We start from the raw sequence: 15,359 nt of genomic DNA on the forward strand, positions 1-15,359 counted from the left end.
TTGACTGTCAGGATTATAGATGATGGCGTGTCAGATTGGAAGCAACGGCGCCAGTTTTGCGCCATCTGTGTTTTGTTACTTTGTCCCACTCTGTCCCATTTAGTGCCGTTTCGTTACGCGGCTGCTTTTAGGACGCGAAGAATCTGTGTGGATGGCGAAATCAAGAAGCCGTGACCAAGCACCCGCGCCCGACTGCGGCGCGGTCAGAGAGGCCCCCTCGCCGGTTCTCTTTAGGTGGTCTGTTTGAGAAAGTCTGTTTTGGCTGGTGGGGTCATGAGGCCCATAATGGACCGCTGGAGCGGTTCGCTATGGGCTACCTCAAGCGAACTGGTTGACAGGATCGCGAGTGACGGTTCTCTCTCAGTTTGAACTTTCAAAGCGGCCTGACAGATTGTCGCACCCTTGTTGACCCTAGTTTCGGAGCGGCGCCTATTCCCTGCAAGGGTGCATCTCGGGTGGGGAAGAGGCATGGCTGGATACGGGTACACAGATTACGGCTATAGCTCATATGGGTACGGATACAACTCGTACGGCTACGGTAGAGGGTATTATGCGATCAGTCCCGGCGCCTATAACGCACCATACATCAATCTTTCTGGGCCAGGCTCTAGTGGGTATTATGTAGAATATTCCGGCTCAACGAAATTCGTCAATTCAGCATACGAAAACTACTACGGTGGAAAGTCGACTTATGCGGCAACTCTGAGCCCGGATGGCAATTTCACTCAATCATCATACAACTATAGATCAGCATATAGGACTGAATCTGATATCGAAACATACATTTCTCACGCAACTCCAAGCGCAGGGGGGTACTTCGGATACGATTATCACCAGACCTCTCTCAGCTATCAATCTATCGACGTTACAACTTACACAAGCGGTGATTATAAATACTTCAACACTATTAGTTATGACTCAGATTCGTTTTTCGATGGCAGTTCAAGCACTGCATATTCTGAAACAACGCTCACTGAAGAAAACGGTCTGACAGTGCCGGGCTCCAGCCACACCTACAGCACGAGCAGTTACACCGATCCATCAGGGTACACCGCCTACCATTCAAGTCAGACATAGGGCGGAAGGGGTAGTGAGTCCGCTTGAAATATATACGACGGATGCTAGATTGTCGCAGGCGCTCCCACGCTGCAAGGATTTCAAGAACTTCACCAAATTAAACCCGTTTGTCCCTTTTAACCTCGTAGGAAGTGCACCTGATGAAGCCGTTCATTTTAGTGATGTTGATAGGTGCGGTTCCACCCATCGCACCCGCGATGGCGCAGGGCGCGCGTACTTGTGGCCTTGCGCCGTATCAACTCAGGGCGTCAAGAGGTGATACACCAGGGATTGGATGTAGAATTTCGGAGAATGATGTAGCCCACGCTGGCCAAAGCAAAGCGCATTCAGCAAATGACGCCGAAAGGCGTTATGTCCCGAAAATTGGTACAGCTTTAAAGTAGAATATTTCCCGGCTTACTGTCGTTGCAGGCTGGATATCGCCATTAAGCCTTCCCCTGTGCCACTGCCCGTTCCCGGTTCATCTCCGGCAACGCATCTGCTACGTCGTGGTCGGGAAGAGACCTCATCCGAGTCGTGAGGGTGAGACCCTACTCGACATGACAAAGCATCTTAGCTGACTGGTTGGAACAACGGCTGCCTTCCATCCGATGACCGTTCGGGTGGTTCGCTTGGGGTGTACCCAAATAAAACCGGTTAGAACGATACCTCTCGCCTCGGACCGCTTGAAGGGACATCTATTTTGTAACGAAGAGGCACTATAGCGCATGCCCTACAGGTTTAACATTTGCAATAATCATTAGCTCTGCGGTCTCTATAACTATGCTCAGAAGCCAACCGGTTGCTTATATATTGGGATCTCCCTTCCGAGGAATCGGACACACCGAGGATCCACGGTCTTCTTATCTTGCATATCGTTAAAATATTGATATGATAATTGTCCGTTTGGCTGAACGTAGAACGACCCATACTGCGAAATGTGAAACAAGCTTCTTGTATTCGGACCGCATTCAATAAAATATGCCATAGCCGTGCCAGGGGTCGTCAACGCCAGTACCAGCGCCAAGCTCAGCGATTGCAGAAGATATCTCATAAGTGTCTCCTCATTGTCAGGGGAGAACGCTTCACTAATGAGATTAGTGGCATTCCTCCTGCACGGCACACGCCAGACCGGATCTTTGAATTTGACTGCGGTTACTCCACTTGAGGTAATCCCATATCGGACCGTTTTGGCTCATGCTGGCTGAGGCGCTTCTCGGTTTGGTATAGATGTACCGAAACTGCACCACGCGGCTGGACTGCTTGGGATGATGGCCTATTCAATTGCATAGGCTTTTCTGACTTCAGCGTTGGGCTACAGCGCGTTCAAGCCGGGTAGTCGCACCCTCAATGATGGCCTTGCCATGCCCGAAACAGACCGTCTCAGGAGCAAGATCAGCAAGCTTACGTTGGCTGCGTCGTCCCTCTGCCTCATCCTCAAAACCTACAGGATCGCTCAGTCCGAAGATGTTCATGAACACGTCGCCCGCGATGAGAAGCCGCTTCCCCTGCCACACAAAACCGACCTGACCTGCACAATGTCCAGGGAGATGAACTACCCGTAGGCCACCTGCGAGAGGCAGCGTCTCTCCATCAGCGATATGCTGGTCAATATGGAAGGGCTCCATGGGCTCATTCGGCTTCCAGACGATGCGAAACGCGATGCTGGGAAGTAGCCCGCGACCCGGCGTCATTGGCCGAAATGGCCCTCCACTCTCGGCCAAGGGCACGTCAGCGGCATGCATGTAGGTTCGCGCACCCGTCGCGCGCACGATTGCTGCCGCGCTGCCGATGTGGTCGGGATGGCCGTGAGTGAAAACGAGGTGCTTGAGATCGTGCGGCTTGCGTCCGAGCTTGCCGACCGCATCGATCACGCGGTCCACCTTGTCAGGGAAGCCCGCATCGATGAGGACGAGGTCCGATCCAGCATCGAGCAACACCGCGTTCGCATTGCCCAGCGGCACGAGGTAAGCGCCGTCGGTGATCTTCGTGAGCGTCATGATCGCATCCATCTCCGCGCCCAACCCTAGCGTGAAGGCGAAGGGCCGGAAAGGAGTGCGCTTGGGGTACACCCATAATGATGAGCAACCTCAATGAGGGAGCTGGAGCAGAAAGAAACCTACCCCGCCGATGATGGTCAGGACGATCCCCAAGCCCCTCGCCAACCTCCATGCCTTTGACATGCCGTGGCCATTGGAGCTTCGGGCTCGCCGCTCGCTCGGGCTCATTCCTTCCATGGCTATCAATCCTCGGAAGGTTTCTTTCTGTAAGTCGGCCTGAGCCGACGTGAGCAGGATGGCGAGCCCTACCAAGGCTACACCAAGGAACCCGAGATAGTCGTATGCAAGCCCTGTGAGTGCTGCCGCGACAACGGCGGAAGCTGCGATGTTGAACTCTTGCAACCGTATCAGCTTCATCATGCGGCATGATCCCTCGGATCATTCATCTGACAAACACTCTTTTACCACGGCCAGCGTCAACTCCTAGCTTGCCAATCGTGTCCGGCAATGACGGAAATGCCTGCATTATTTCGTTTAGTGTATGCCCGGAGGGGATCGCCGCGGCCGGTTCGTTATGGGTACACCCAAAATCAACCAGCTGGACGGTCGCGCGAGGTGGGCTCCTGTCCGTCTGCTCCCGGACGGTAGCTATATCGAAGCGGACAGAGCCACCAGGATCGCTCACGAACCTTGGCGGTCGTCCGGACCGCTGACGCTGAGCCTGCCTCGTAGGTCTTCGAGAGCGGCGTAGATTGCTTCTCGATTGGGTCGGAAGAAGACCCAGTTCTTGATCTGCGTAGTCTCAACCAGACCGGCCTCTGTCAGGACCTTCATGTGTGCGCTGCCAGTGGGCTGGCTCACGGCCAGCTTGCGGACGATGGCCCCGAGGCAAACCCCGTCCACGACGAGATCACCATCCACCTGAGACGGAAAATTCACGGTCGGGTTCAGCAGCCATCCCAGCACGAGAAGCCGTTTTTCGTTCGACAGGGCGCGCAGGAACTCGAGAGGTAACGCCATCCTGGCTTTCATATAGGAAAAACTCTATATCAGGAAATTCCTATATGATGCCTTGAGGGCGTCCCCGTCCTTCAACCATCGTGCCTCAGGAGCGCATCATGGATCCGGTACCCCAAAATTCGTACCCGATCGGCATTCTGGATAGTGGGGTTGGCGGGCTCAGTATCCTCCGGGCGCTCCAACAAGGCCTGCCGCGGGAAAGCTTCGTCTACTTCGGAGATTCGCAGAATGCACCCTACGGGGCGCGCAGCGAGGTGGAGATTTTACGCCTCATCCAGCATGCCGCCGCCCTGCTGCTGCAACGGCAGATCAAGCTGTTGGTGCTTGGGTCCTCCACAATCACCACGGTCGCCCTCACCGACCTCCGGTCGCGACTTACCCTGCCCATCATCGGCACCAATCCCGCAGTGGACCTCGCCGTCGATGCTACGCTGTCAAACGTCGTGGGCGTCCTCTGCACGCGGGCGACCGCAAATGGCAAGCTGCTGGATGATCTTGTTGCCCGCTTCGCCATACCCAAAGGGGTCCGTGTTCTCCCGACCTGGCACAACGATCTGGTCCCCATGCTGGAGCGCGGGGAAACCGACACGCCCGCCCTTCGAGCCATTCTACGTGAAACTTTGGGGCCGCTCGTCATGGCCGGTGCCGATCAACTCGTACTGGCCTCAACCCACTTCACCTGGCTGAAGCCCGCGATCCGGGCCGAGTTCGGTGACGCCTTTGGCTTCGTAGACAGTGCTGAAACTGTTGCGGTGGAGGTCGCCAACATCTTGAGATGCGAGGGTCTCTCCGTATCAACCGGGCAAGGTGGCTCGACAACCTACCTGTTCACGGGCAATCTAGGGTTCGCGCGTGCTGCCGTCGCCGCACTCCTCAACTCTGATTCAGCATTAGAAGCGACGGAAGCTCAAAATTTAGTGATCCAGTCCCCGTCCCCGTCAACGCCATGACTGCTTCCCACCTCGAACCGAAGTTACCGGACAGCTAGCGGAAGGTCGCTTCTGGGCGGGAGAGCGCCGATGGCGTTCGTGCTTGCGGGTTGGGTCGACAGCGGTCGAAGCGAGTAGTTCGCTTGAGGTGTACCCATAGCCAACCAACGCGAGGCACCCCTTCCTTGCCAGTCCGTTTGGGGTACAATCAATTTAGACCGGAGCGGCAGCCCCAGCCAGCATGAGCCCAAGCAGTCCGTTATGGGCTTAAGTCAGATCAGACATAACTTTGTCCGGCTGCCATTGGCATGCGCTGCGCGCTGGTGCGAAAAGGCTGGGCGTCCCTGATCGGCGAGCAAGACAGCTATGCTAAACTTCAAGTGCACAAGTCGCTGCCGATTTCCGAGAGTGCTGAACGTCGCTGCGTGACGTCGAATGAGTCGCTCTGAGGATGGGACGATGCCCAAGGCTTACCTAATCTCCGCCTACCACTCGGTTTCCGACTCAAACAAGCTCGCCGCTTACCGGGAGTTAGCAGGGCCGGCCATCGTCGCCGCAGGCGGCCGCTATATCACCCGTGGCATGGCCGCTCGCGCCATGGAAGCCGGCGTGCCTCTACAGACCGTCATCGTCGAGTTCGACGATCTTCCTACCGCGCTCGCCGTCTACGACTCTCCCGCCTACCAGGAAGCGGTACGCGTACTCGACGGTGGCGCTGTTCGCGACATGCGGATCGTTGAAGGGATCTGATGCCGCACCGCTCTGGCCCGTGCCGGGCAGAGCCGCGTCTCGGCTTGATAAGGCTGCATCCTGAAAGGACTGATAGGGACGGTGTCTCTCGTGGTGGTCCGGTCGAGGTGCGCCTCGAAGCGAACCATTCCCTTCGCCAGTTGCACTTTTTCAAGCTTCATGCCAGCTGGTTGAAATGGTCGCGGATGTAACGCACGAACTCGTCCACAGCTGGCGTCGCAGGATGTCCAGCGCCGTGCAGCGTGATGGCGAAGGTGGGCAGATCCGGCAGGCCTGACGCGGGCGGTAGCACGTCGAGGTCGGATGGGACCGTGGTGGCGAGCCAAGCTGAAACTGCGAGGTCGGCCCGCACGGTGGCGAAGGTCGCTTCCAAGCCGCCGTCCTCGAATACCGTGCGCCAGCCTCCCTCGCGTCCCTCAAGTGCTGTCAGAACTGCCGGTTTGAAAACGCAGACGTCGGCCACGATCGAAACCGGCAGTGGCGTACGGTGGTGGGCCACCCCGCCCTGTGCCCCCACCCACACTAGCCTGTCGACGGCCAGGAGCTCGCCCACTTCTCCCCCGAGCGGCGCCTCCACCAAGGCAAGATCGAGGCGCCCTGCTGCGAGATCACGCGTCAGATCGACCGATGCGCCCGTGCGTAGCGACAGCTCGACGTTGGGACAGGCCTCGGCATAACGCTTGAGCATAGGGGTAAACCAACACCCAAGGAGATCATGAGGCACGCCAAGCCGCACCGGCCCGGCGAGGGCGCCCCCTTCGAGGTCCGTCCAAACCTCATCGTTTAGCGCCACCAGGCGCCGGGCATTCCCGAGCAGGCGCTCGCCGGCCGGCGTCAGCCGCAGCCCCGGCCGCTCTCGGGCTAGCAACGGGCCACCCGCGAGAGCCTCAAGCCGCGCGATCTGCTGACTCACCGCGCCTTGGGTGAGATGGAGTGCCTGCGCAGCCACTGTCATGCTGCGGTGGTCGGCGACGGCGGTAAAGGCGCGCAGAAGGGCCATGTCGAGGTTGCGAGGCATCTCACTATTATGCCTCGTAATGTCAGGCATCACCAACATTGGATGTCGTGAGGGCGCGAAGCGAGTTACGCGGGACGTGTCCATCACGGAACGCATCATGGCGCCCTCCTCATTGCTACCCCTTGTCCTCTTCGTCCTGGTCGCGACTGTGAGCCCGGGAGGCGCGACGGCCCTGGCAACGGCATCCGGTGCCAGCTTCGGTTATCGACGCTCCCTACCGCTCATTGGCGGCATCGCGGCGGGCTTGGCATCGATGGCGGTCGCTGCCGCTGTGGGGCTCGCCGGCATGCTGCTGGCCGTGCCGTCCTTGCAGCTTGCGATGAAGGGGGCCGGCTCGATCTACCTGCTCTGGCTCGGATGGCAGATCGCAGGGCGCGGAGCTCCGAACCTTGCGGGAGCACGCGCTCGGCCATCGAGTTTCGCTGCGGGTGTGTGGATGCTCTGGCACAACCCGAAGGCTTGGGCCATGACGACGGGCGCTGCGGCCTCCTTCGCGGCACTGGCGGACGGGCCAGCGCGCCTGGGCGCTCTGCTCGGTCTCGCGTTCGGCTTATCGGCGACGCTGTCTCTGTCGCTGTGGTGCGGGGTAGGGCTACTCTTCGGTCGCCTGTTACGGACAGACCGGCAGTGGCAGGCCCTCAATGTCGTGCTGGGTATCCTCCTGGCGTTGACCCTCATACCACTCTGGCTTTGAAGGAGCCGCTCGTGATCTCTCCCGTCGATCTCCTTGCAGCGCTCGACACCATCACGGAGCACTGGTCGCCGCGCGTCGTTGGCCGCGTCAACGACCAATATGTCAAGGTGGCGAAAGTGCTCGGCGAACTCGTCTGGCATAAGCACGATGACGAGGACGAACTCTTCCTTGTGCTGCGTGGTCGGCTGCGTATCCAGTTCGGAGGCGGTCGGGAAATTGTGCTGCAGGAAGGGCAGTTCTGCGTGGTGCCTCGCGGTACGATGCATAACCCTATCGCCGACGAGGAATGCAGCATCGCCCTGATCGAGACTGTGACGACCCAGCACACGGGTGATGTCAAAATATCGCGCACGCGGTCGATCGCCGAGCAGCTCGGACGCTGAGCAATGATCTAAAGCAGCCTGCCAACACCGGTTTCTATCGGTAAAGCCAAAACAGACCGGGAGGTAATCCCAGACAGCATGGGCCGGAACGGTCCGCTACGGTCTTACTCGAAGTGAATGTGGCGCTTCCCGAAGTTTGCCGTTCTGATATATCGGTCGAGCGATCGCATCAGGGCTTTGGCGCGGCCAAGCGAGCAATGATCATGGTTGCGTTGTGGAGCAGATCGCACTCGGTGGGTGAGAGCTTGCTCCGTATCTCATCTGCGATGCGTGATGTACGCCCAGTCCGTTCCCGTGCGAGCGCATCACGCCCGGCGGCAGATAACGAGACCCGTCTGCTGCGGCGATCAGAAGGGTCCGCTTCCTGTGTCACGAAGCCGGACGACTCCAACTGCGCCACGACCAGTCGCATCGTTTGATGGGTGACAGCGCGCATCTCTGCCAGTGTCGCGACATTCATCGCACCAAGACGGTCGAGCACGTCCAGAGTTTCCGACTGCGCTGATCTTGTTGTGCCACTGCCTTGACGGATCGCTCGAACAAAGTCACCAACGCTTCGCCGCAGATCATCCGCTAGGCTATCTATTTCGTTTTCCTTCATTGCCTTGAACTTTTGCAGATTGATTAACCCTGCTTCAGACCGGCGATGACCGATGGAAGATTATTGATGCCCCAGTGTTCCGCATAGCGGCCATCTTCGACCCGCACGATGTCGATCACCTCGATGGCTACCAGTCGGTTCGTTGCTTCGACGCCGAGCAGAGAGCCCGTATGCCGGCCTGAGATGGTTTTGCGCGTCGTCACTTTGTCCCCCTCGCCGACCTGATCGTGGATCGTCACGGAGAGTTCGGTCAGTGCCGGACGCAGAACGTTTTCAAAGGTGTTCCACATACCCTCCGGCCCATCGGGAAAGCTGGGAGGCGCGGAACGGTTCACGAAGCCGGGCGCGATCAGCGCCTCGAAAGCCATCCGGTCCCCGCCCACGATCACCTGCTCGTTGAATCTTCGCACCACGGCCTTTTCATGGTTGAGTGACATCTGATCCTCCAGACCCAGATACGTACAGCATTGCTGTATGTCCGAAAAGGCCTGACGATGACATGGGAAGCGGCTACCCTCCTCCATGTGGTCCGACGTGGTGCAGCACAGGGCAACAGGGCCAGCCCGCTCGCCGGTCTGATTTATGTGTATCCTGGCGAGGCAGCCGCGTGAGACACCTCGCCCTGCTCTCAGATGGTCGGTTCCGGGTTTCTGAGATACCGGTCGGCGCGGGTCCGCGGTTCGCGATCAGCGGTTCCGCCGCAGTCTTCTTCGCTGGGCGGATGCGTCAGGCAGCCCCCGCCTGCGACCCGAAGGCGTTCACGACGTGATCGACGAAGGCGCGCAGCTTGGGCGGCTTAAGGCGGCGCGTCGGGAACAGGAGGTAGATGGGGCGCGACGGCCCCTCGTAATCCGCGAGAACCTGCACGAGGCGGCCCGCGCGGAGGTCGTCGGCCACCACCGCCTCGGGCTGGAGGATGATGCCTTCTCCCCGTCGGGCAGCGGCGCGCAGGACGCGCCCGTCGTTGACCTGGAATCGGCTGCGGATCTTCACCGAATGGACGGCGCCGAGCCTGCTGAACCGCCATTCGGAGTAGGGCAAGCCCGACCAGTTCACGTAGCCCAGGCACGCGTGGGACGCGAGTTCGTCCGGGTTGGACGGCGCGCCGTGCGTCGCGAGGTAGGCTGGCGATGCGCAGGCGACCTGCCCGTGGCGCCCGAGTTCGCGCGCGTTCAGCGAACTATCCCCGAGCGGCCCGAGCCGGAACACCGCATCGAAGCCCTCGTCCACGACGTCGACGAACCGATCGGTGAGGGAGAGCTCAAGTTCCACGCCCGGGAAGGTGCGCAGGAAATCGCCGACCAGCGGCGCCACCGTGCAGGCGCCGAAGTTGACCGGCGCGCTCACGCGCAGGCGACCGCGCGGCGTTGCGGTCAGGTCCTGCATCAGCGCCTCGGCCGCCTCCGTCTCGGCCAGGATGACGCGGCAACGCTCGTAGAAGGCTGAGCCGACCTCCGTCAGGCTCTGGCGCCGCGTCGTGCGCCTCAGCAACTGCGCCCCGAGCCGCACCTCCAGATAGCCGACGTGCTTGCCGACCATCTGGGACGAGCAGCCCAGCGCGGCGGCGGCGGCCGTGAAGGAGCCGAGGTCGACGGCCTTGACGAACACCGCCATGCTGGTGAGCCGATCCATGATTACCAACCCATCATTTCAAGTCCTGAACCACGAAGCACCGTTATCGCCGCCCTGGACTGATTTACATAGCGGTGACGCACCGACGTTCCCCGCGAGCACGACGGCACCGGCCGCCCGGGGGGGCACGAGCGGGCGAGGAGTACGGCATGGCGAAGACGATACGGGTCGGGATTATCGGCGCTAGCGCCCAGGGCGGGTGGGCCCGCGAATCCCATGTCCCGGCGGTCACGGACCTTGAAGGCCTGGATTTCATCGCAGTCGCGACCAACAGCCAGGCGACGGCGGACGCCGCCGCCCGGGCCTTCGGCGTGCCGTCCGCCTTCGCGAGCGGGCTCGACCTCGCCCGCTCCGCCGACGTCGACCTCGTCGCGGTCTGCACCCGCGTGCCCGACCACCGCGACATCGTGCTGGCCGCCATCGCGGCGGGCAAGCACGTCTACTGCGAGTGGCCGCTCGGGAAGGATGTGGCAGAGGCGGAAGAGATGGCGGCGGCGGCCCGCCGCGCCGGCGTGCTGACCGCCGTCGGCCTGCAACTCCGCGCCAATCCGGCCGCGAAGAAGGCTCGTGAGCTGATCGCCTCCGGGACGATCGGGCGGCTGCTCAGCGTCTCGACCTATTCGTCGACGGCAGGGTTCGGCCCCGACGTGCCGGAGCAGTTCCTCTACCTCGAGGAGCCGGCGAACTTCGCCAACCTCGTCACGATCCAGGGCGCCCACACGATCGATCTCGCGGTCGCGGTCGCCGGCCCGTTGAAGGATCTGAATGCCCTGACGACGCGGCAGTATCCCCAGATTGCGGCCGGAGCCGAGGGCGAAAGACGACCGCGCGTCACCTACGACCACCTCCTGCTCCAGGGGCGACTCGCGGCCGGAAGCGCACTGTCGGTCGAGGTCGCCGGCGGCCGGCCACCCGAAGATACCCCGTTCAGCCTGCGGCTCGTGGGCGACCGGGGCGTCATCGACCTCGACGGGGGCGCGATGCGCGGGCTCCAGTCCGGCCGCTTGGGCCTCGCGCTGAACGGTGCGCGGCAGGCCATCGACGAGGGCGAACTCGCCCCCTTGCCCGACGCGGCGGCCAACGTCGGCGGCGTCTACGCGGGCCTGCGCGACGCGATCCGCGGCGGTTCGTCGGGCGTGACCGACTTCGACCACGCGGTGAGGCTGACGCGGCTCGTCACCGATCTCCTCGCCTCCTCCGAAACCGGAACCCGCAACACGTCGCCGGACTGGCCCACTGGCTGAGGCGAGGGGGCGGGGATCACCGGAAGGCAAAAGGCGGACGGCGCGGAGGCATGCAGGCCCGAGGGCCGCGTCCGCCCATTCAGCATCGGGAAACGTCAATGAGTGTGGAGATCCATTCCAGGAAAGAGGCCGTCGTGCTCCAGAACCCTGGGAAACGGTCGGTGCAGTTGCTTTGGCGGGAGAACGCGCCCGACGCCGCCGTCACCGTCACCCACGTCGCGATGGCTCCAGGCGCCGTGTCGTCGCGCCACGAGCACCCAGGCGCCGAACAGATCTGGATCGTGGAGAGCGGGGTCGCCGCCCTGCTCCTGGGCGAGCACGAACGCCGCGAGATCAAGGCAGGCGACCTCGTGCGGACGCCGAAGGGACACGTCCACGGCATCGAGAACACGGGCGCGGTGCCCTTCGTCTACCTCACCGTCACCTGCCCGCCCGAGGACATGACGCACTTCTACGTTCAGCGGCAAAACGCGGCCGAGACGTCGGCCGACGCGGATCCCGTGCCGACGGAGGCGGATCGGGACGGTTCCGATGCCACCAGGGCCTGAGACGCTCCGCATCGCCCATGCGGCATCCGACCCGAGGCCACGGGGCTTCGGGTTCTCCCGGAGTAAGGACATCATGGATCTCAAGCTTCGCGACAGGATTTGCTTGGTGACGGGGGCGAGCACCGGCATTGGACGGGCGACGGCCGTTCTGATCGCGGCCGAGGGCGCGCGGGTGGTGGCTACCGCCCGGAGCCTCAGCGCGCTTGGGTCGTTGCCCGACGCCATCGCCGAAGCCGGGGGCGTCGAGCCCGTCCTCCTGGCGACGGACTTCACGCATGACGGCGCCCCCGAACGACTGGTCGCGGACGCCCTGGCGCTGTGCGGGCGGGTCGACATCCTGGTGAATAACGCTGGCGGGTCCCGTCCCATGGCTCGACCCGATGACCAGGATGCCTGGCAGGAGTCTTTCCAGCTCAACTTCCGCGCGGTCCGGCGGTCGAGCGAACTCCTGCTGCCGACAATGGCGGAGCGGGGCTGGGGGCGCGTCATCAACTTGACCGGCGCCGTCGTAGCCAAGACCCTCAACGCGGCCACACCGGCCAAGGCGGCCCTGGAGAGCTGGTCCAAGGCCGCTGCCGGCCACTATGCGGCACGCGGCGTGACGGTGAACTGCGTCGCCCCGGGACGCATCAACACGGCTCAGATCCTTGATCGCATCCACCCCGACGAGGCGTCGCGCCAAGACTTCATCTGGCGCAACATCCCCATGGGCCGCTTCGGGGAGGCGGAGGAGGCCGCGGCGCTGATCGCGTTCCTGGCGTCGGACGCCGCCCGTTACATCACTGGGACGACGATACCGGTCGACGGGGGCGCGCTCCGCTACGCCTTCTGACCGCCGTTGCCGTTGCGGCCCGACGCGGCGCGGTCGACCGTCCGCCGATCCACTGGCGGCGGCCTAATACTACAGTCGGGTTTTAGCGGCCTTCAAGCCCGGCGTGTCGACTACCACCTTGTCGTGTCGAGGACGGGCCGCGTGCGGCCCGAAGGCCAACCATCGCTCGTGCTCGACCCCGGCGACGCCGTCATCATCGCGCCGGGCGCCAGGTCGACGCGTTCTAGACTCGACAGACCGACCGCGTCAGCAAGCATGTGCCCGTCGGCTCTTATCCTATCCCTCCCTCGTTCGTCTCTCGAGTGGCCGTGCCATGGCGCCTCCGGGTTCGAAGAGACCATCATATCCCAGGCATTGTTTCCCACAACGGGTGATGGATGAAAGGTCACATCCCACGTCATGGACTCTTACCAGCATGTGCTGGCACAGCCGGAACGGCATCCCACGACGGTGCACGATCTCAACGTGTTCCTGACGGCCCCGGCGGGGCTCGCCGGGGCCGCTCGCGTTCCATAATGGGGCTTCCGCGAAAGCCGCCGCGGAAGGCGCGTCAGCGCATCAGTTCACCGCCCTAGTCATCAAGCTGGCCCGCAGGTCGACCATGCGGACGAACATGGCGCGCCTCGGATCATGGGGCAGCTCGGCAAAACCCCCGCGGGCGTAGAAGCGGCGCACGCCGTCGTCGAGCGGGTGAGTGAGGACGCCCGCGCTGCCGATGCTCTCCGAGGCCTGTAGAGCTGTCCTGAGAGCGAAGATCAGAAGCGAGGCGGCATGGCCCTGGCCCTGGTAGGCCAGGTCGATTGCCAGCTGACCGAGCAATGTCACCGGGACCGGGTCGGGGCGGTTGCGCTGCTGCGGCTTTGGCAGGAAGGCACGCTCGATCTGGGCGGCGCTCAGGCTGACATAGCCGGCGATGCGGCCGGTGACCGGATCGGTGATGACGTTCACCCGCGATGCACCGCCGACATGGTTGGCCCAGGCGTGCCGGTGAAACCAGCCGTTCAGGGACTCCCGTCCGCAATCAAAGTCGCTGCGGTTGTCGTCCTCGCGAAGAGGCCGCGGCGGAGTTGCCGCCACCACGTCACCGCTCCCAGGTTGGGGTCCGCTGCATCAGAGCTGCCAGCGCCGGATTAGACTCGGCAGGACGACCCAGCCAGCCCTCGAATGCTTCCCAGTCCTTCGCCGGAATGATGACGACCGTCCGGTTCACGACGTCGGCTTCCGCCGCTTCGAGCGCCTTGCGGCGGATGAAGTCGGAGAGGTTAGTGTGGGCCTGCTCGGCCGCCGCCTCAAGCATGGCCCTCTCGTCGGGATTGACCCGGACGCTGAGGACGGAGGTGGTCGAGAGCTGTGCCATGCGTATGACAATAGCATACAGGGCGCGGATTGGCAAGCTTTCCGTGCAGAGCCTTGCCCTACCCTTCCGAGGTTCGTCCGACCTGTCCTCTTCCGGCTATGCCGGTTCCATACTTGCCATTATGCGAACGCCTCTGAAGTTATGCCCACATGTGGGCATAAGCCGTGAGGTGATTGATCTTGTTTGCTACGGTCAGACCTAAGAGTTCAAGAGATGGCATGCCCACATGCCATAGTGCCCACAAGTAGGCATGCACATGTACAAGTTGATCGGGCTTTGGTCGTTCGTTCTTGGCGCGACAGCAGCAGGGCGATCGAAGGCGGCTGCAGGAGCTGCTGATGGCACAGCGGGAAGCGGTGGCGGAGAACCCGGCAGATCGTGCCCCCTGCTCGACGCGTGGCTTGTCCCAGGCTAGCCCTCATGGCCTGGGGGTGGAATCATGGGGCAAGGCGGGAGCGGTCGGTTGGACGATAGAGAGCAATATGAGCCGCTCACGCTGTACCTGGACATCGACGGCGTCGTCACGACCGCCGGCTATCAGCCCTTTCGATAAGGGCTTGAAGTGGCAGCGGTAGCAAAATGGCGACGAGAGACGGATGCTGATCCTTGATGTAGGGGCAGCAGCCCTGACGTGTGAATCGACCTGGAGGATGGGGTGAGGAGCGAAGTTCGAACGGATGCGAAGGATGCCACTTTGACCAAACTGTCGCCTGACATGCGTATCCTCGCTCACCTTGAAAACCGCACCCACGATACCGCGTCCAACATCGGCCAAGCCTGTAGCTTGGCACCCGGAGAGGTGAGGGCGCACCTTGCCCAGCTGGCGTCCCTTCGGTTGCTCATGAGCTACCCCTTGAGAGGCGCTGTCCCCCCTGCCCGTGTGCACGCGATCACCGATGAGGGATTGCGAAAGTTCTACAGCCTTGGGTTATGAGACCCGTGGTCACCACTGCTTTCGCACCGGTTCACACTCGGTGCTTGACGGCCGTCGTTCGTACCCATACATAGCACACATCGATGGCGCCGCTGCCCACTTTGTAAGCGACGCTGTTGCCTCTAGCTTCGAGCATGACGCTTGTGTGACGGATACCTCAGGGTGTCTGTGGCGCAATTTGATCGCAGAGTTAATTAGGGCAGCTTTAAGCTACCCATGCTGTTTGACAATTTCATCGGAAGAAAGAGAAACGTGGACGGCGGGGTCCTTGCGGTCCGGCTTTTGCCGGGCACGGCGCTTCGGCGCTGCGAGAGAACTGCTCCGACGGTCACGTTTCCAAATTCATCGCGTTCTGGTCCTT

17 protein-coding genes are annotated in these 15,359 nt (G+C 61.8%); 8 read left to right on the forward strand and 9 right to left on the reverse strand.

Annotated features, from left to right (window positions below; translation table 11 throughout):
• Nucleotides 1–468 precede the first annotated feature (468 nt).
• The gene (locus D3273_RS22685; protein WP_129229176.1) at nucleotides 469–1,077 is read left to right on the forward strand and encodes a hypothetical protein; all 609 of its coding nucleotides are present in this window, start codon (nucleotides 469–471) and stop codon (nucleotides 1,075–1,077) included.
• A 1,283-nt stretch (nucleotides 1,078–2,360) separates the two neighbouring features.
• Here the strand turns inward: D3273_RS22685 and D3273_RS22690 are convergent.
• From D3273_RS22690 to D3273_RS22700, 3 genes are all read right to left on the reverse strand, one after another.
• Complete coding sequence (locus D3273_RS22690; RefSeq protein ID WP_165359618.1) at nucleotides 2,361–3,056, reverse strand: MBL fold metallo-hydrolase; 696 nt, start codon at nucleotides 3,054–3,056, stop codon at nucleotides 2,361–2,363.
• Between the two features lie 90 nt (nucleotides 3,057–3,146).
• Entirely contained in the window at nucleotides 3,147–3,476 is a 330-nt protein-coding gene (locus D3273_RS22695; RefSeq protein ID WP_129229178.1) for a hypothetical protein, read from the reverse strand.
• Nucleotides 3,477–3,737: 261 nt separating this feature from the next.
• The gene (locus D3273_RS22700) at nucleotides 3,738–4,076 is read right to left on the reverse strand and encodes an ArsR/SmtB family transcription factor (RefSeq protein ID WP_129229179.1); all 339 of its coding nucleotides are present in this window, start codon (nucleotides 4,074–4,076) and stop codon (nucleotides 3,738–3,740) included.
• 98 nt (nucleotides 4,077–4,174) lie between these two features.
• Between D3273_RS22700 and murI the strand changes: the two genes are divergently transcribed.
• Both murI and D3273_RS22710 read left to right on the forward strand, forming a co-directional pair.
• Nucleotides 4,175–5,026, forward strand: coding sequence for a glutamate racemase (murI, locus tag D3273_RS22705; RefSeq protein ID WP_129229180.1), 852 nt, complete (start codon nucleotides 4,175–4,177; stop codon nucleotides 5,024–5,026).
• Between the two features lie 438 nt (nucleotides 5,027–5,464).
• Nucleotides 5,465–5,755 (forward strand): DUF1330 domain-containing protein, encoded by a 291-nt coding sequence (locus D3273_RS22710; protein WP_129229181.1) that lies wholly within the window; start codon nucleotides 5,465–5,467, stop codon nucleotides 5,753–5,755.
• 157 nt (nucleotides 5,756–5,912) lie between these two features.
• Here the strand turns inward: D3273_RS22710 and D3273_RS22715 are convergent, their stop codons facing one another.
• Nucleotides 5,913–6,773, reverse strand: a complete 861-nt coding sequence (locus D3273_RS22715; RefSeq protein WP_129229182.1) for a LysR family transcriptional regulator — start codon at nucleotides 6,771–6,773, stop codon at nucleotides 5,913–5,915.
• A 97-nt stretch (nucleotides 6,774–6,870) separates the two neighbouring features.
• Between D3273_RS22715 and D3273_RS22720 the strand changes: the two genes are divergently transcribed.
• A complete protein-coding gene (locus D3273_RS22720; RefSeq protein WP_129229193.1) occupies nucleotides 6,871–7,467 on the forward strand; it encodes a LysE family translocator in 597 nt (198 codons plus the stop codon).
• Between the two features lie 11 nt (nucleotides 7,468–7,478).
• Nucleotides 7,479–7,850, forward strand: coding sequence for a cupin domain-containing protein (locus D3273_RS22725; RefSeq protein WP_129229183.1), 372 nt, complete (start codon nucleotides 7,479–7,481; stop codon nucleotides 7,848–7,850).
• Between the two features lie 169 nt (nucleotides 7,851–8,019).
• On the opposite strand, the gene D3273_RS22730 is transcribed toward D3273_RS22725, so the two are convergent.
• From D3273_RS22730 to D3273_RS22740, 3 genes are all read right to left on the reverse strand, one after another.
• Complete coding sequence (locus D3273_RS22730; protein WP_129229184.1) at nucleotides 8,020–8,451, reverse strand: MarR family winged helix-turn-helix transcriptional regulator; 432 nt, start codon at nucleotides 8,449–8,451, stop codon at nucleotides 8,020–8,022.
• Nucleotides 8,452–8,474: 23 nt separating this feature from the next.
• Nucleotides 8,475–8,888: an ester cyclase gene (locus D3273_RS22735; RefSeq protein WP_129229185.1), complete on the reverse strand. Its 414-nt coding sequence runs from the start codon at nucleotides 8,886–8,888 to the stop codon at nucleotides 8,475–8,477.
• 289 nt (nucleotides 8,889–9,177) lie between these two features.
• Complete coding sequence (locus tag D3273_RS22740; RefSeq protein WP_129229186.1) at nucleotides 9,178–10,083, reverse strand: LysR substrate-binding domain-containing protein; 906 nt, start codon at nucleotides 10,081–10,083, stop codon at nucleotides 9,178–9,180.
• A 149-nt stretch (nucleotides 10,084–10,232) separates the two neighbouring features.
• Between D3273_RS22740 and D3273_RS22745 the strand changes: the two genes are divergently transcribed.
• The 3 genes from D3273_RS22745 (at nucleotide 10,233) to D3273_RS22755 (ending at nucleotide 12,707) form a co-directional block, all read left to right on the forward strand.
• Nucleotides 10,233–11,327, forward strand: coding sequence for a Gfo/Idh/MocA family protein (locus tag D3273_RS22745; protein ID WP_129229187.1), 1,095 nt, complete (start codon nucleotides 10,233–10,235; stop codon nucleotides 11,325–11,327).
• Between the two features lie 98 nt (nucleotides 11,328–11,425).
• A complete protein-coding gene (locus D3273_RS22750; RefSeq protein ID WP_165359619.1) occupies nucleotides 11,426–11,875 on the forward strand; it encodes a cupin domain-containing protein in 450 nt (149 codons plus the stop codon).
• 73 nt (nucleotides 11,876–11,948) lie between these two features.
• A complete protein-coding gene (locus D3273_RS22755; RefSeq protein WP_129229189.1) occupies nucleotides 11,949–12,707 on the forward strand; it encodes an SDR family NAD(P)-dependent oxidoreductase in 759 nt (252 codons plus the stop codon).
• Between the two features lie 558 nt (nucleotides 12,708–13,265).
• Here D3273_RS22755 and D3273_RS22760 read toward each other — a convergent pair.
• Nucleotides 13,266–13,787: a GNAT family N-acetyltransferase gene (locus D3273_RS22760; protein ID WP_129229190.1), complete on the reverse strand. Its 522-nt coding sequence runs from the start codon at nucleotides 13,785–13,787 to the stop codon at nucleotides 13,266–13,268.
• Between the two features lies 1 nt (nucleotide 13,788).
• On the reverse strand, nucleotides 13,789–14,064 hold the full coding sequence (locus tag D3273_RS22765; protein WP_129229191.1) for a type II toxin-antitoxin system TacA family antitoxin: 276 nt from the start codon (nucleotides 14,062–14,064) through the stop codon (nucleotides 13,789–13,791).
• Nucleotides 14,065–15,359 lie beyond the last annotated feature (1,295 nt).

It is taken from the genome of Lichenibacterium minor, assembly GCF_004137685.1.
Lineage (GTDB): Bacteria > Pseudomonadota > Alphaproteobacteria > Rhizobiales > Beijerinckiaceae > Lichenihabitans > Lichenihabitans minor.

Coding starts and splice junctions, on each gene's coding strand:
- D3273_RS22685 (WP_129229176.1), top strand. CDS start 469: ATGGCTGGATACGGGTACACAGATTACGGCTATAGCTCATATGGGTAC.
- D3273_RS22690 (WP_165359618.1), bottom strand. CDS start 3,056: ATGACGCTCACGAAGATCACCGACGGCGCTTACCTCGTGCCGCTGGGC.
- D3273_RS22695 (WP_129229178.1), bottom strand. CDS start 3,476: ATGATGAAGCTGATACGGTTGCAAGAGTTCAACATCGCAGCTTCCGCC.
- D3273_RS22700 (WP_129229179.1), bottom strand. CDS start 4,076: ATGGCGTTACCTCTCGAGTTCCTGCGCGCCCTGTCGAACGAAAAACGG.
- murI (WP_129229180.1), top strand. CDS start 4,175: ATGGATCCGGTACCCCAAAATTCGTACCCGATCGGCATTCTGGATAGT.
- D3273_RS22710 (WP_129229181.1), top strand. CDS start 5,465: ATGCCCAAGGCTTACCTAATCTCCGCCTACCACTCGGTTTCCGACTCA.
- D3273_RS22715 (WP_129229182.1), bottom strand. CDS start 6,773: ATGCCTCGCAACCTCGACATGGCCCTTCTGCGCGCCTTTACCGCCGTC.
- D3273_RS22720 (WP_129229193.1), top strand. CDS start 6,871: ATGGCGCCCTCCTCATTGCTACCCCTTGTCCTCTTCGTCCTGGTCGCG.
- D3273_RS22730 (WP_129229184.1), bottom strand. CDS start 8,451: ATGAAGGAAAACGAAATAGATAGCCTAGCGGATGATCTGCGGCGAAGC.
- D3273_RS22735 (WP_129229185.1), bottom strand. CDS start 8,888: ATGTCACTCAACCATGAAAAGGCCGTGGTGCGAAGATTCAACGAGCAG.
- D3273_RS22740 (WP_129229186.1), bottom strand. CDS start 10,083: ATGGATCGGCTCACCAGCATGGCGGTGTTCGTCAAGGCCGTCGACCTC.
- D3273_RS22745 (WP_129229187.1), top strand. CDS start 10,233: ATGGCGAAGACGATACGGGTCGGGATTATCGGCGCTAGCGCCCAGGGC.
- D3273_RS22750 (WP_165359619.1), top strand. CDS start 11,426: ATGAGTGTGGAGATCCATTCCAGGAAAGAGGCCGTCGTGCTCCAGAAC.
- D3273_RS22755 (WP_129229189.1), top strand. CDS start 11,949: ATGGATCTCAAGCTTCGCGACAGGATTTGCTTGGTGACGGGGGCGAGC.
- D3273_RS22765 (WP_129229191.1), bottom strand. CDS start 14,064: ATGGCACAGCTCTCGACCACCTCCGTCCTCAGCGTCCGGGTCAATCCC.